The sequence below is a fragment of the Sphingobium sp. MP9-4 genome (genome assembly GCF_005281675.1).
In the GTDB taxonomy this organism is placed as follows: Bacteria; Pseudomonadota; Alphaproteobacteria; order Sphingomonadales; family Sphingomonadaceae; genus Sphingobium; species Sphingobium yanoikuyae.
In genome coordinates this window covers 50,936-65,396 of the sequence record NZ_LUFI01000036.1, presented here as the reverse complement: position 1 = coordinate 65,396, position 14,461 = coordinate 50,936, and the positions used below count along the sequence as shown (strand labels likewise).

The following is a 14,461-nucleotide window of genomic DNA, read 5'->3' as shown; positions in this document are numbered from 1 at the left end:
TCGGGCTCCGCCCTCCCTACGCCGCGCGCTGCGCAAGGCGCGTTCCTCGACCTTCCTGCCATCCTTGAAAAGGGGTCCCTTTTGCGCGCCGATCGGGGGTCCCGTTTGCACGCCGATTGACACTCCAGCCTTTGTCAATTGGCAGGACAGCGCTACCCAACCATAGAGGCCCTGCCTTTCAGGCATCCTCTCCTAAAACTCATCGGCCGGTCTTCTGATCGGCCTTTTTTTGTCTGGCTCAGCGTTGACGAGAGGCGCTTTCGTGATCGTCATGTAAAGATCGAAACGCGCGCCCGCGTCCTGGCGATGTGGTCTGGGCGACCGCAAAAATATGCAACACGCGCGAGCAGTTGGCTTCGGGCGGTTGCTTGGAGTGGTCCGCCCGGCTGCTAACGGCAAGGGATGGGACATTTGCGACGGTCGGCTTCGGGAGGTTGTCCGACGATTGCGGACATTCCCGACGACGCGCTCTGAGATCCGCTTCACCAAATTTCCAGACGGTCATGCCACCAAATGAATGCCTGACAGCAGCCACTTATTCACGCACCTCCACCCAGTTCAAACCGGAATTTTTCTGCCGATTTCGAAAGAGGCGTCAGTGCACTATAGAATGGTGGTGAACCCGGTGCGCAAGCAGGTCAGGAACGGGGTGCTGTCACCGCCCAGTTCGAACGGCAGCAAATTTCAAAACGCAAGGGTCTAGAAAACTAGGGGCTACTCACTCGCAGGCAATCTTGCGGAAATGCGTGCAGATTTAACCTCTCTATCAGTAATAGCTATCTACGTAGCAATGCCTTGGGGGTTAGCCTTTCCTTGTCGGCATATTGAGCTACACTCTGCTGCGAGAGATATTGCGGCACAAACGTGCTGAACTCACTCTTGGACTTTGTCTGCAGGACTTCATCCAGATTGATGGCCTGCATGAATTTTACGCCTGCTCTGCCATTTTCCGTCCAACGCACCACCGCTTCAAGAGGTGCGGGCATGCCTATTTCAAGCCAGACATGGTCATCGACCTGCAATTTGAGATCCGTTTCGACCATCGCGCCCGTGCGGGAGAGGTTTCGCATCCTTACGGCTTCATTTGCAGAATCGGTAATGATACGTCCCGCCCGAATGATCCTTCGCCGTTCCGCGCGGTCAACCATGTATCCGTCAGCAATTGCCGTTTCGCTTTTTGTTCTTTCCAAGGCGGCCGCCGCGTCCATCGGCCGTCCATAAATATATCCCTGAATGAGCGTGCAGCCCAACTCACGAATGAGCGCAAGCTGATCTTCCGTCTCTACGCCTTCTGCAGTCGTGACCATGCCAAGATCACCTGCAAGGCCAACTATAGCCTTGATGATATGGACATTATTGTTTCCAGGTACAGTGGCTCCTTTTACGAAGGATTGATCAATTTTAATTTTGTCGAATGGAATGCTTTTTAGATATCCTAAGCTCGAAAATCCGGTTCCAAAATCATCGAGAGAAATTTTAACGCCCAGCATTTTGAGAGACGTAATAGCAGATCTCGTCTTTGCCGTATCATTGAGCAATGCTCCCTCTGTGATTTCCAGCTCGAGCCTATTTGCTGATATTCCTGCATACGCAATGGCACTGGCAGCTAAAGAGGGAAGGGACTGACTTGAGAACTGGACTGGTGAAATGTTCACAGCGACTGAAATGTTCTCAGGCCATTTCGATGCCTCCAGGCAAGCATTTCGTAGAACCCATTCACCAAGTTCGGTGATAATTCCGGATTCCTCTGCAATTGGGATGAAGATTCCGGGAGAGATGATGCCTTGTGTTGGATGCGTCCAGCGAACCAGGGCCTCAAATCCAACAAGATGGCCCGTTACAGTGTGCACTACGGGTTGGTAGACAAGATGGAACTCACCTCGCTCTATTGCCCGGCGCATATCTTCTTCGATCTGCTGCCTTAAAAGCGCTTGCTCATGCATCTCCGTCGCGAAGAAGCGATAGGCGCCCCTGCCGGCAGCTTTAGCTGAATAGAGAGCCAAATCGGCATCTCGCACCATATCGATCGCTGATCGCTGATCGTAATCCGAAATAGCAATCCCTATCGACGTGCCAATTGTGACCAGATGCGATTGTATGAGGTATGGCTGGGATAGACTGTGGATTATATCGATGGCGATCGACGATAACCTGTCCTGTTCACAAATGTCGGCGAACACTATTTGGAATTCGTCGCCACCAAGGCGCCCGACCTGCCCCCTGCCGGCGATAATCTTGACCAGTCGCTCCGATACGCTTTTCAGGAGTTGATCGCCTACAAGATGGCCAAACGTGTCGTTGACGAATTTGAAGCGATCAAGGTCCAAGATCATCGTGGAGCAACGATGCTTACGATGCACCGACGACATGATGCTATTTTCAAGCGCCTGCCGCATCGTATCTCTGTTGGCGAGATTGGTTAGGGAATCAAAACGCGCCAGCTGCAGCAGTTTGATCTCTGAATTTTTCTGATCTGTCAGATCCAGCGCGAAACCTACGAAACCGCGAAATCGTCCAACTTCATCATGACTTGGTTCGCCGGTGATTGACCACCATACATCATGCTGGCCTTTGGACTTGAGCACCAATCCTTCAAAGGGCAAGCGCGACGTAAGGTAGAAACTCAGACTCCGCTCGGACGCCTCTTCTGCCAAGCTGGCTTCATTATCGACGAGGTCGGTTAGGCTCTTGGGCGAAATGCCACTTCCCGCCATGGCGCGCGAGACTTTCGAGCTAAGATAATTCAGTGAGCCATCAATGCCGGTTTCCCAGAACCAACCCGCGCCGCTTTCTTCATATTTTTCAAGCAGGCGCGAGGCTTGCCCATCGGTCAAAGCTGCTTGCGTGGCCATGAGAGGACGAGGTGAACGCAAAACCATATTCTTTGACCAGTTTGCTGCGCAGTTGAAATCATATGTGTGGAAGGGAAGGCACGTGGCCTAGCCGTCCGACTGAAACCTGTCCTGGATTACTCTGCCTCCCAGGTCTGCCGCTTCCGGTATGGGGTTTACGGGCTCGAGATATTCCTCATTCGCCACTGAAGGCACCGCATTGCCACTCGGCTTGGCAGGCAAAATCATTCGGCTCTGCTCGTGCATTGCCGCTGCCGGGGCAATGGTTGGCGAAGACTTGCCCGGCTGGCTCTCGCCATCCTGGTCACTTGCTGCCACTATGATGGCGCCAATGCCGAGTGCCAGGTAGATGAGCTTATCCATTTTCCGACTGCTCCTTCAGCATGTGGACGGCACCATATTTTCGTTGTTGTAGATGCCGTTGGTCCCCCCCCCATAATCCCGCTGGTCGCGGACGGTCATAGCGGCTGTCGCAGTGATTTGACTTAGCGGCACGAACAGGCGCGCAATGAGAGGCTGATAGTCATAGGCGATCTCGACAAACATGAGGGCGCCATCGTCGGGCGCGGTAGCGGTTTGCCCTCCCACCGTTACGCCAGAGAGGTTGCTGTCCCCTGCACGGCCCTGCGACGAGGGCCAGGTCTTTGCCCCACGGCACCGCTGCCATCTTATTCGATAGCGATTGGTAGGATTAGGATTCTCAATTGGCTCAATGCTGCTGAGTATGACGCGGCCATGGCCAAAGAGATCAAGCCGCCCACTTTGTAGCCCAGCACCGGTTAGCAGGTCATTGATCTGCGCCTCCGTGATCTGCTTGTTGGCCAAAACCGTGCCAGTACCCATGCGCGCGGCATTGTCCGCGACATGAAGCGCCAATTGACTGATGCGCATCTTGGTCGTCACGAAGTTGGTCAGTTCGGCTCCCGACAGCGCTATCGTCGACATCAACGGCAGAGCCAGACCGAATTCCACGGCTGCCACTGCCCGACTATTTTCTAGCAGCTTGATGACCAGCGACAGTAGCTTCATGGGCAGTGCCCGACTGTTGGCGAGCCATAGCTGCCCTGCTCACCAAATGGCTGATTTCCCAGGACCGTCCGCGCTTCGACGGTTGCCATCTCGGACATGCCTATGAGCCGCGCCATGGGGAACAGGCGTGAATACGTGATTTGGACAGTATATACGACATTGTCCTTGGCGCCGCCTTGTCCATTGTCACCGCCATCGCGGTCCCATATCGTATTGTGATTATTGTCCTGAAACGGTTCATCATCATCGCAGCGACCATTGTTGTTGATGTCCTGGAAGGGCTCTGCAGTGGCTTGGGCCGCTTTTGTGAAATCTCGGAAATATCGCCGCGAGAAAGTAACCGATGAGTTCGCGGCCAAATGCTCGACGCGTTCGCGTACCGTTGCATCAAGTTGAGACTGCCGTGCTTCCGACTTGCCACTTTCCAGCGTCGCGTCTCTAGCACTTTTCTGCACTGCGCCTTGCAGAACAGACTGCATGTAGAGGCTGTGTCCGAGGTCCAAAAAGCCTAGGAGCGTGGTAACAAAGACCGTCGATACCAAGCCAAACTCGACAATTGTGGCGCCGGATTGATCCGCCAGGATCCTGCATCTTGAAGTTTGTTGCCGACTCATTTTGTCAGTCGCAGCTGTGAGATTTCATCGGCGATCTGCTGAAAATTTGAGATCAGCGTGGCGCTATTGGCTGCCACATAATAGCGATTGGGCGAAGCACAGGACTGCAGCAGCGCCTGGGCGTTCGTGCTGACGCCATTACCAAATGAGACCACCCACAAGGTGATGTTCTTGGACTTGATTGCGGAACACAGAGCCTTCGTGCGCTCATTCACGACAGCTGTCAGGAGAGATGCGCCTGGCCCAGCATTGCTGCGGGTCTGGCGCCTGTCCCACCAAGCAATGCCATGAGCCGTATAGCCTTGGTTGCTCGTGACCGTGTCGCCGTCGGTCATGAAAACCAGATGCCGTTCGATTTCGCCCCCCGTGGGCGTGAAGGCATTCTCCGGTCCGAAGATTCCTGTGGGCGACATAAGTCGCGCGCCCCACAGCAAACCTATGTCATGATAGGTGTTGCCGTTGGGGTAGAGGGTATTTACATAAGACTCAAAGCTGCTCGCCGATGGATAGCTCTTGAGTTTGGAGGCAGCTGTCGGGCACGCATATGTATAGTTGCGACTGAGATCTGAGCTGGTCTTGACCTTCGAAACGGTCCAGTTGCCGTTGCTGTCGTAGCGCCCCCAGACCAGATCGGGCAGAAGTGGCCTCCATTTAGTGGCATCGGATCCATCAGGTATCATGTCGATGTTCATGTCGAACGCATTCGATGGGATTGGTGCGAATTCGCCTGCCGGGCTATCGTCGGTGTTCTGATAGGTCTGGCGCTCTTCGACGCAGCCATCCCAAGCCACGGTAGCTGCCTGCCCATAGGGGCCGACCGGAGCAACAATGCTGGCCTTCCAACCGTCCGCCCCAGCCTTCAGCCCCGAAACATCGAAGCTGAGTTGACCATATTCATATTCCTTGAAGCCGGTCGTATCGGTCCGCTGATAGTTCCGCTTCAAATAGCCGCTGATATAACGCCGTTGTATCTGGCATTTTCCGCCCACCATCACACCCTGATAATTGTAGTAGCGACCATCCTGGTTGGTTGACCAACTCACCACCCGGTTGGCACCGCTACCAGTCGTACTCTGGGCATAGGGAGCACTCTCGGGCCCCGTCATTTCGATTGAATTGGCAGGGATCCGGCCGTTGCAACTCGTGCCACCAGCCGTGCCGTGATTTTCCCACGCGCTCCAATTCATGCTGTAGGGGACTTGTTCTGTGGACGTGACCTCCGCCGTGCCCTCCTTGAATCCGTCAACGTCGGTATTGCCTGTCGTCTTAGCCTTGCGTGATTGGTAGAGTGCGGTGTCGACCATCCAGTCGTTGCGTAGCAATCGCCCGACATTTACATTCGAAGAATATGGGACGAAGCCGAAGCGTAACTGTACGTCATTGTTGCGATAGCCAGTCGGGTTGCTGCCGCACTGGGCGGATGTGTCAATTTTTGCGAGAGCCTCATAGAAGCATTTTACAGCCTGCTTAAGGCCATTGATCTTCGTATCACCATCGCCAGGATTGACCGAAGCCATCGAACCCGTGGTATCGAGGACGAACATGACATCGGTGTTGGGGATGCGCATTTCGGCGTCGCAATTGACCGAAATCGTCTTGGTCCCGTAACCGAAAATAACCATGACCGTCATGGGAATGATGACGGACGCCGAACCGGATACTTTCCCCTGACTTTCAGAAAAACGCTTGTTCAGCTCGCTTGAGCCGTAAGAGCCGGGCACATAATTAATGTTGAAAATGCCCTCAGCGGTGGTCCGGGCTTTTTCATTATTTGCCGCCCATGCTCCGCCTGCCATCTGTTTGCGACCAGCGAGCGCGCCTGCGTCGCAAGCATGCTGCAGGCGGGTCTTCACCAGATAGATTCTCGCCATATCGACGCCGCCACCGATAAAGCCCAGAAGTGGCAGAAATCCGGCTGCAACCATGACAAGCACATTGCCAGCTTCATTTTCGCGCAAGCGCCCCAGAAAACCCATGACCCATCCCTTCAGAGTGTGTGGTCATGGCGTATCGAGGTTTATAGCAAGTTAAGTAATCTCGACATTACCGTAACATAGATCAATAAATGCCAATTTTGCGTAATTTTCTCGCGTAAATTTTGCCATATTAGATGGCATTTGGTGTGTATCTGAGGAGCCGAATTCTGGCTCTGCGCGTATCATAAGAGGCGCCGCCGCCGAAAACTTTGGCCTGATCTCTCAGCCCGTCACGGAATCAGTCTATCAACGCCTAGTCGCTTGAACAGGGCGAAAAGCGCATCGGCGGTGGGTTGGTATCCGGCGAAACCAAGCCGCCGGCCTTGTTCCTCTGCGACGACCTCGGCCGGCTGCCCCAGATCAGCATCGGTATGCCAAGGTGATGCAAGCCGGATGAGATCCGGCTCCGCTAGTCCCTCGCGGATCGCGATCTCCCGCCACAGCGCAGCGTCGCCCGCCATCTGCGGCTCTAGGGGTCGAACCGTGCCATCGAACGGTACAACCTCGATGCCGAAGCGCAGACGGGCCAGCTCGTGACACGCCGCCCACGTGCTCTTGAACTGACGCCCGCAGGCCATGCGATTCTCGCCTAGCGGACGGACCGCACTTGGGCATCGGAAATTGGCAGCTGAAAGTCTTCAAAGGGTCGACAACGGAGGAAGGGCCCCATGCGGATCAGGCCGGAAGTACAAGCGCTGCTGCGTCGACTCAGCGATTACCGTCAAGGCCAGGTTCCGTCGAGGCTTACGTTGTTACGTCGAATGCCGGGGTTTGGGGCGCTACCCCGCCAAAGTCATTCCGCCGCCGCCCCGGCCCTTAGAAACCTCGGGCGGACTGAACTCGACCCGCACATTTAGACCATCACGGCCACGAAACTCGTAGACGCGGCTCTCTAGGATCTCTTGATCGTCGAACGATAAAGGCGCGCTTAATGATCGCCACTCATCCTTGACGACGCCAAGCAGCCAGTTCTTGGCCTCGAGCGTGAGCTGTCCGTTTCGCCAGAGGGTCACCCCCGGGTCGGGGCTGTGACAGGATGCAGTAATCTCTCCGCCCTTGATACGGATGACGGCGGACTGACCGTCCTCACATACGAGCTTTCCACCGGGTGGCTTCGGGAAATTCTTTTCGACGGTCACGGCGCCCTCCTGATTTCGATCGTCGTCTCGTGCTCAATCACATGATAGTCCGGAAACGGAACCTGCCCGACGACGAGTCCCCCAAGCGCGCCGGCAGCAATCAGGCTGCTGCGTGCCTCAAGTTCTTGCTTGCGCACCAACCGCGCTAATTCTTCAGGCGAGAAGTCCGGGAAGGATACCACTTTCTTTTCATGGGCCAACACGGTCCGCATGGCCATCTCGAACGTCTGTCCGTCGGCAATCCAGATACCGAAATGGTCCTCCAAGATCGGCGGGTCGTCTTGCTTCACGAATAGCCAAATGCCGAGCCCGATCAGAACTACGCCCAACAAGGGGGCGGCGATGGCTAGCGCAGTCGCTATTGCTTCTGGCGGCCGAGGAAATGCCACATCCGTAAACAGCGTCGCCAAGGCCAGCACGAGCGGTGGACCCGCTGCGAGAGTCGTGCCGCTGCGAACTAACAGTGATGCGAAACGAAGCTTGGGATTCCCGCGGAGAAGCTTCCAAAACGCTTCGAACAATCGATAGCCGGTCGGCAAAGGCGGGTCAGTCATCGGATTGCACCAATTCAGTAGAGCTTGCCCGACCATAAGCCAGTGTACCCCGTGTCGTAAGCGCAAACACTAAGTCGATTGGAATTAAACAAGCGGCAGGTTTCGGTCAGTCTCGGCATCTAGAATGGGAAAGCTGCCGGTCCGCACCTGGGAGCGTGAAATTGGATGCTGAGCGACTGATATGGGTCGAAACTGGCAGCATATCTAGATCGAACAAATGGTCGTTGTGAAAACGCACCTAGACAATGGTAGCGCTATCTAAAATTTGTTGCATTACAGCACTCTTCCACGCACAATCAGTCGATCAACGAGCAAAGCGCGCCTTTATAAAGCTTTGCCGATAGGAGGGATATGTGATGCCGCTTCAAAGCGGAATGCTGACAAGCCTGTTGTGTGCTGCCTCTCTGATCTGCGGGTCTGGCGCCGCGGCGAAGACGATTTCGTCCGCATCGACTTACGCCAACCCCATTCTCTACGCCGATTATTCCGACCCCGACGTCATCCGCGTCGGACAAGATTATTATATGGTGGCGTCGAGCTTTCATTTCTCGCCCGGCATCCCGATCCTCCATTCCCGCGACCTGGTCCACTGGTCGATCCTTCGCCATGTCTTGCCGCGCCTGCCGTTCGCGCCCGAATATGACATGCCCGGCCCCCACAGCCTGACCGACGCGATTTCCAAGCCGATCGGCGGCACCCGCTATGCCGGCGGCGTCTGGGCGCCTTCGATCCGCCATCATGCCGGCCTGTTCTACGTCTATTGGGCGACGCCGGACGAGGGCATCTTCATGGCCACCGCCAGCAAGGCGGAAGGCCCCTGGAGCGCGCCGGTCAAGGTGATCGACCAGCCGATGCTGGAAGACCCCTGCCCCTTCTGGGACGATGATGGCCAGGCCTGGCTGGTCCATTCCCGCCATGGCGCCGGGCCATTGATCCTCCATCGTATGAGCGCGGACGGCAAGAGCGTGCTCGATGGGGGAACGGTGATCGTCGAGGACAAGCAGAAGCTGCCGATCCTCGAAGGCCCCAAATTCTACAAACGCAACGGCTATTATTATATCTTCGCGCCCTATGGCGGCGTGGAGAAGGGCGCGCAGGTCGCCCTGCGCGCGCGCGATATTCGTGGCCCCTATGAAGCGAAAACCGTGCTGGCGCAGGGCAGCAGCGCGCTGCAGGGGCCGCATCAGGGCGGCTGGGTCGAAACGCCGTCGGGCCAGGGCTGGTTCATCCACTTCAACAGCAGCGGCGCCTTTGGCCGCATCACCTATCTGGAACCGCTCAAATGGGTCGATGACTGGCCGGTGATCGGCGACCTGCGCCCTGGCAGTGATGTCGGCCAGCCGGTCGAGCACCATGCCATGCCGGACACGGGATCGCCCGCACGCACGGATCGGCTCCAGGACACGGACGCATTCGGCAGCGCGCAACTGGGGCCACAATGGGAATGGAACCATAACCCGGACGACCGTGCCTGGAGCCTCACGGCACGCCCCGGTTTCCTCCGTCTCCACGCCCTGCCCGCCGACCATCTGGTAACCGCCCGCAACACGCTGACCCAGATATTGCAGGGGCCGAGCAGCCGGATCACGACCCGGATCGAGATCGGCCGGATGACCGATGGCCAGCGGGCGGGGCTTACTCTGTTCGGCGTGAAGCCTAGCTGGATCGGCATCGTCCGGCAGAGTGGAAGGATGCACCTGACCCTGGCGTCGGCCGGGGAGGAAACCACCGGCCCTGCCCTCACCGGCTCCTCCGTCGAATTGCGGGCGGAGGTCGGCGCAGACCAGACGGTCCGCTACAGTTACAGTCTCGACGGCCGCGCCTTCCTGCCGTTCGGCGATGCCATTGGCCTTGCCCGTTTCTCCTGGTGGAAAGGCTCACGGCCGGGCCTGTTCACCTTCAACCGCAGCGGCGCGGATGGATCGATCGACGTGGACTGGGTCCGGGTCGATCATCCCGCGCCGGTCGCGCCTTAAAGCCAGCTCTCAGGGGATATAAATGGATCGACGTTCCTTCCTGCTCACCGCCGCGAGCGGCCTTGCCAGCGCTGGCGCAAGTCGAATGGCCTATGCCGAACCGGCTGCCGATGCGCCGCGCTTCAACACCGCCAACCGGCTTTGGCAGGCGGCCTATGACAAGGCGCTGGCGGTATTGGCCGCCAATGTTCAGGTCATGCCCTATGTCAGCAAGCCGGTGCTGATCGAAGGCGCCGTCTATCAGGGCATCTGGCAGGAATGCGGGCCGCACGAGGCGTTGGTCTATCGCAAATTCCGGCCGGACGTGGCCCGTAACAGCCATATGACCTTTTTCGAATTGCAGCGGGCGGACGGCCAGTTGCCCGCCAACAACAAGATCGTCGAAACCGGCTTTGGCCAGATCCAGATGGTGGTGCCGATCGCTGCCACCGCCTGGGAACTGGCGCGAGCGACCGGCGACAGCGCGCTGCTGGAGGCCAGCTACCGCGCCTGTACGGCCTGGGATGGCTGGCTGATGCGCTATCGCAATACGCGCGGCACCGGACTGGTCGAAGGATTTTGCACCTATGATACCGGCCATGACAACAGCCCGCGCTGGGCCGGCATGCCCAACCAGTGTCCGAACAAGGACGCCCGCACCCATCACCCCATCGCTACCCTGCCCCGCCTGTGCCCGGACCTGTCCGCAACCGTTTATGGCGGGCGCAGGGCCTTGGTCGAAATGGCATCGGCTCTTGGCAAGACCAGCGAGGCCGACCGCTGGGCCGCGCAGGCCGATCATATTCGCGGCCTGATCCTCTCCAAACTCTATGTGCCGGAAGATGCGGCCTTCTACGATCTCGACGCGAAGGGCGATTTCGTGCGCGTTCGTTCCGATATTCTTTCGCGCGTCTGCGGCGAACATGTGCCCGATCAGGCGCTGTTCGACACGCTCTGGACCCGGCAACTGCATAATCCGGCCGCCTTCTGGGCGCCCTATCCGCTGACGTCGGTGGCGATGGATGACCCTGCCTTTGTCGGATCGATACCGGCCAATAGCTGGGGCGGCGCCACCCAGGCGCTGACGGCGCTGCGCGCAGGCCGCTGGTTCGACCATTATGGCCGCACCGCCGAGTTCAGCCAGATGATGACACCCTGGTGCGCAGCGCTGATCCGCGACATGACCTTCCGCCAGCAGATGGACCCGCGCACCGGTGCCTTCACCCATGCCGAGGCCGCCGGCTATTCCCCCGCCGCGCTGGTGATGGTCGATTATAGCTGGCGGCTCGTCGGCGTCTGCGAGGAAGCTGATGACCTGCACTGGAATGTCCGCCCTGGCCATGAGGCTGCGCAGGCCACCCATCTGTCGATGCCGACCGATGCGGGACGCAGCGCCACCATGGTCTATCTCGCCGGGGGCGCCGACCTCAGCCTTGCGGGCGCACCAATCGGCCGGATCGAGGGTGGGGCCGCGCGCCTCGTCACCGACAAGCAGGGCAAGCCACGCCATCTGATCGGTATCGAGCCGCAGGCCCAGACGGTCCGCCTGCGCCTGACGGGACAGCCCGTCCGCCAACTGACCCTGCACGCCAATGAACGGGTGACGCTGTGAACCGGGTGATCGACCGCCGCAGCCTGATCGCGGGCGCCGCGACCCTGGCCCTGCCGGTTCCTGCCTGGGCAAGATCAGTAAACTCCCTCGCCACGCTGGGCTCCGCCAAGGGCATCCGCTTCGGCAGCACGGTCGGCAAGGATAATTTCGCCGATCCCCGCTATCGCGCGCTCAATGCCGCACAATGCGCACTGGTCGTGCCGGAAAATGAAATGAAATGGTCGATCACGCGTCCCGATCCGCAGCACTTCGACTTTCGCGCGGCCGACCGGATCGTGGATTGGGCAGGAGCCAACGGCCTTGGCGTGCGCGGTCACACCTTGTTGTGGCACAGCGAGCGATGGGTGCCGCAATGGGTGGCGGAGCATGATTATGGGCCCAATCCCAGGGCGGAGGCGGAACGGCTGCTGACCGATCATGTCGCCACGGTCGCCGGCCGCTATGCCGACCGGATCGACAGTTTCGATGTCGTCAACGAAGCGATCGATTCCGAAACCGGGGCGCTGCGCGACACCGCTTTGTCCCGGCATATCGGGGCGTTCGAGACAATCGACATCGCCTTTCGCACCGCGCGCGCGGCAGCGCCAAAGGCCCAGTTGGTCTATAATGACTATATGGGCTGGCGCGCCGACGAGGGCGTGCATCGGGATGCGGTGCTGCGCCTGCTGGAACAGATGCGCAAGCGTGGCACGCCCATCGATGCCCTTGGCATACAGAGTCACCTCGGCAGCAAGTTCAGCGATACGCCGACAGGGCTGGGATCATTGGATGAACCCGCCTTCCGCCGCTTCCTGGATCAGGTCACCGGCATGGGCCTTGACCTGCTGGTCACGGAAATGGACGTGCATGACAATCCGCTACCCGGCGCCATCGGTCCGCGCGACGCGCAGGTCGCCGCCCATGCCAAGGCCTATCTCGACCTGATGCTATCCTATCCCCAAACGAAGACGGTGATGTGCTGGGGCCTGTCCGACCGCTATAGCTGGCTCAGCGGCATGCGGCTGCGGCCTGACGGCATGGCCAAGCGGCCCTGCCCCTTCGATGCCGATTTTCGCCCCAAACCCTTTCGCGATGCGATCGCGGCGGCCTTCGCCGCCGCACCAGACCGCAGGGGCTAAAAGTCACCGGACAGCGGGCCGTCGCTCCGGCGGTCCGCGATCCAGCGCGCCCCACTGCTGCGAAAGCCGGTGACCCGGTCAAGCGACCAGGTCGTGCCGCGTGGCGCGCGCAGGCCGACAAAGTCGGCGTCCTGCACATCCTCCAGCCGGAAGGCTGCACGCGGATCGGGCGCGGCCACCGCCACCTCGACATTGCTGAAGCGGATATTGCGCGCGTGGCGGACGAAGAAACCGGTGGCGGGCAGATCGCCAAACATCGTCGCCTCGGGATAAGCCAGTTCGGCCTCGGGCGGACGCACCTTGGCCATCGCCGTCGGCGCACCACCGACATGCTGGAAATGACAGTCGGCAATGGAGACATCCTCGATCGGATGATCGACCAGCCCCGCAATCACCGATGGCAGCATATTGGCGCCCGAACTCACCACATTCTGGATCAGGATGCGCTTCATCGTGCCGATCGGTACGCCCGCAGGCCCGCGCATCCGCTTGCCCAGCCGCAGGAACAGCGGCGCGTCGATAATGCCCCGCATGGTGATATTGCTGACCGTCACATCCTCGACCACTGCGCCATCGACCGTCTCGAACGCCAGCCCCCGGCTATCCTCGAAGATGCAGTTGCTGATGGTGATGTTGCGGAAGCCACCATTGGATTCGGTGCCGAACTTGATGCGTCCGTGGATCTTGGGCGCAAAGGACGGCGGCATCTTGCGCCAGCTACCATCCAGCACCGACCCGACTTCATAATTGCCGGTGACGAAACAGTCGGAAATAGTGAGATTTTCGGTGATGCGAGGATGGCCCAGCGCATAGCTGCTCTTGGGGCAGATGCCGTCGTCCCAGGGCGAATTGACGGTGCAATTGCTGATCCGCACATTGCGGCAGCAGTCAATGTCGAAGCCGTCGCGATTGGTGTCCACCAGCACATTGTCGATGGTAAGATTATCGACCCCGGTGGCGAGCAGTGCGAACCAGCCGCCCTCCAATATCCTGATGTCGCGCAACAGGACGTTGCGGCAATTTTTGAGCGCGATCGCCTTGTTGCCGGTGCCGGGACCGGTCGGATCCTTGAGCCAATTATCCTTGCCGTCGCCCCGGCCCAGCCCCTTGCCCCAGATCAGCCCCGGACCAAGGATGGCGATGTCGTTCAGCCCCTCGCCCCAGATCAGGCTGTTGCGCCAATGGCTATGCCCGAAATCTTGATAAGCACCCCACTCCCCGATCGGTTCGGCATGGTCATAGCCATGCGCGCCGGTTGGCGCGGCGGCCAGCAGGACAGCGCCATCCGCCAGGAACAGCGTGACCCGGCTCTTCATCCGGATCGTGTAGCTGGCATAGGAACCGGCCGGGAAATAGACGGTGCCGCCGCCCAGCCCGGCGACATGATCGATCGCCTTGTTGATCGCGCCGCTATCGATCGCCGTGCCGTCGCCCTTGGCGCCGAACCGGCGGACATCGACGATCCCGCCAACGGCCCCGGCAGCCGATCCCAGGCTCGCACCGGAGGCCGCAAAAGCCGGTTGCGCGATCCCGGCCATGCCTGCCCATGCACCGCCTTGCAGGAAGCTTCGCCGGTCAAAACCCATCATCCATCCCCTTGTCATGATGAAGG

12 protein-coding genes are annotated in these 14,461 nt (G+C 59.0%); 3 read left to right on the top strand and 9 right to left on the bottom strand.

The window, feature by feature from the left end; all coding sequences use genetic code 11:
• Positions 1-776: 776 nt before the first annotated feature.
• From A0U87_RS12245 to A0U87_RS12210, 8 genes are all read right to left on the bottom strand, one after another.
• Complete coding sequence (locus A0U87_RS12245; protein WP_080993681.1) at positions 777-2,879, bottom strand: EAL domain-containing protein; 2,103 nt, start codon at positions 2,877-2,879, stop codon at positions 777-779.
• Positions 2,880-2,939: 60 nt separating this feature from the next.
• Positions 2,940-3,215 (bottom strand): hypothetical protein, encoded by a 276-nt coding sequence (locus A0U87_RS12240; RefSeq protein WP_048938929.1) that lies wholly within the window; start codon positions 3,213-3,215, stop codon positions 2,940-2,942.
• A 15-nt stretch (positions 3,216-3,230) separates the two neighbouring features.
• Positions 3,231-3,881: a hypothetical protein gene (locus tag A0U87_RS12235; protein WP_048938930.1), complete on the bottom strand. Its 651-nt coding sequence runs from the start codon at positions 3,879-3,881 to the stop codon at positions 3,231-3,233.
• Positions 3,878-4,495 carry a TadE family protein gene (locus A0U87_RS12230; RefSeq protein WP_048938931.1) on the bottom strand — a complete coding sequence of 206 codons (618 nt, stop codon included), beginning with the start codon at positions 4,493-4,495 and terminating at the stop codon, positions 3,878-3,880. Before A0U87_RS12230 ends, A0U87_RS12235 begins: the two co-directional genes overlap by 4 nt.
• Positions 4,492-6,471 carry a Tad domain-containing protein gene (locus A0U87_RS12225; protein WP_048938932.1) on the bottom strand — a complete coding sequence of 660 codons (1,980 nt, stop codon included), beginning with the start codon at positions 6,469-6,471 and terminating at the stop codon, positions 4,492-4,494. The genes A0U87_RS12230 and A0U87_RS12225 overlap by 4 nt, the downstream gene beginning before the upstream one ends.
• Positions 6,472-6,701: 230 nt before the next feature.
• Positions 6,702-7,049 (bottom strand): hypothetical protein, encoded by a 348-nt coding sequence (locus A0U87_RS12220; RefSeq protein WP_048938933.1) that lies wholly within the window; start codon positions 7,047-7,049, stop codon positions 6,702-6,704.
• Positions 7,050-7,250: 201 nt separating this feature from the next.
• Positions 7,251-7,610 (bottom strand): hypothetical protein, encoded by a 360-nt coding sequence (locus A0U87_RS26200; RefSeq protein WP_048938934.1) that lies wholly within the window; start codon positions 7,608-7,610, stop codon positions 7,251-7,253.
• Positions 7,607-8,164 (bottom strand): hypothetical protein, encoded by a 558-nt coding sequence (locus tag A0U87_RS12210; protein WP_048938935.1) that lies wholly within the window; start codon positions 8,162-8,164, stop codon positions 7,607-7,609. The genes A0U87_RS26200 and A0U87_RS12210 overlap by 4 nt, the downstream gene beginning before the upstream one ends.
• A gap of 356 nt (positions 8,165-8,520) precedes the next feature.
• On the opposite strand from A0U87_RS12210, the gene A0U87_RS12205 reads away from it, so the two are divergent.
• The 3 genes from A0U87_RS12205 to A0U87_RS12195 are packed head-to-tail and all read left to right on the top strand — an operon-like array spanning position 8,521 to position 12,849.
• Positions 8,521-10,140, top strand: a complete 1,620-nt coding sequence (locus A0U87_RS12205; RefSeq protein WP_048938936.1) for a glycoside hydrolase 43 family protein — start codon at positions 8,521-8,523, stop codon at positions 10,138-10,140.
• A gap of 22 nt (positions 10,141-10,162) precedes the next feature.
• Positions 10,163-11,731, top strand: a complete 1,569-nt coding sequence (locus A0U87_RS12200; RefSeq protein WP_048938937.1) for an alpha-L-rhamnosidase — start codon at positions 10,163-10,165, stop codon at positions 11,729-11,731.
• The gene (locus A0U87_RS12195) at positions 11,728-12,849 is read left to right on the top strand and encodes an endo-1,4-beta-xylanase (protein WP_048938938.1); all 1,122 of its coding nucleotides are present in this window, start codon (positions 11,728-11,730) and stop codon (positions 12,847-12,849) included. Before A0U87_RS12200 ends, A0U87_RS12195 begins: the two co-directional genes overlap by 4 nt.
• Here A0U87_RS12195 and A0U87_RS12190 read toward each other — a convergent pair.
• Positions 12,846-14,435: a glycoside hydrolase family 28 protein gene (locus A0U87_RS12190; protein ID WP_048938971.1), complete on the bottom strand. Its 1,590-nt coding sequence runs from the start codon at positions 14,433-14,435 to the stop codon at positions 12,846-12,848. The genes A0U87_RS12195 and A0U87_RS12190 overlap by 4 nt on opposite strands.
• Positions 14,436-14,461 lie beyond the last annotated feature (26 nt).

What these genes read in the sequence shown, in the direction of transcription:
- A0U87_RS12245 (WP_080993681.1), bottom strand. Translation starts at nt 2,879, where the DNA reads ATGGTTTTGCGTTCACCTCGTCCTCTCATGGCCACGCAAGCAGCTTTG.
- A0U87_RS12240 (WP_048938929.1), bottom strand. Translation starts at nt 3,215, where the DNA reads ATGGATAAGCTCATCTACCTGGCACTCGGCATTGGCGCCATCATAGTG.
- A0U87_RS12235 (WP_048938930.1), bottom strand. Translation starts at nt 3,881, where the DNA reads ATGAAGCTACTGTCGCTGGTCATCAAGCTGCTAGAAAATAGTCGGGCA.
- A0U87_RS12230 (WP_048938931.1), bottom strand. Translation starts at nt 4,495, where the DNA reads ATGAGTCGGCAACAAACTTCAAGATGCAGGATCCTGGCGGATCAATCC.
- A0U87_RS12225 (WP_048938932.1), bottom strand. Translation starts at nt 6,471, where the DNA reads ATGGGTTTTCTGGGGCGCTTGCGCGAAAATGAAGCTGGCAATGTGCTT.
- A0U87_RS12220 (WP_048938933.1), bottom strand. Translation starts at nt 7,049, where the DNA reads ATGGCCTGCGGGCGTCAGTTCAAGAGCACGTGGGCGGCGTGTCACGAG.
- A0U87_RS12210 (WP_048938935.1), bottom strand. Translation starts at nt 8,164, where the DNA reads ATGACTGACCCGCCTTTGCCGACCGGCTATCGATTGTTCGAAGCGTTT.
- A0U87_RS12205 (WP_048938936.1), top strand. Translation starts at nt 8,521, where the DNA reads ATGCCGCTTCAAAGCGGAATGCTGACAAGCCTGTTGTGTGCTGCCTCT.
- A0U87_RS12200 (WP_048938937.1), top strand. Translation starts at nt 10,163, where the DNA reads ATGGATCGACGTTCCTTCCTGCTCACCGCCGCGAGCGGCCTTGCCAGC.
- A0U87_RS12190 (WP_048938971.1), bottom strand. Translation starts at nt 14,435, where the DNA reads ATGGGTTTTGACCGGCGAAGCTTCCTGCAAGGCGGTGCATGGGCAGGC.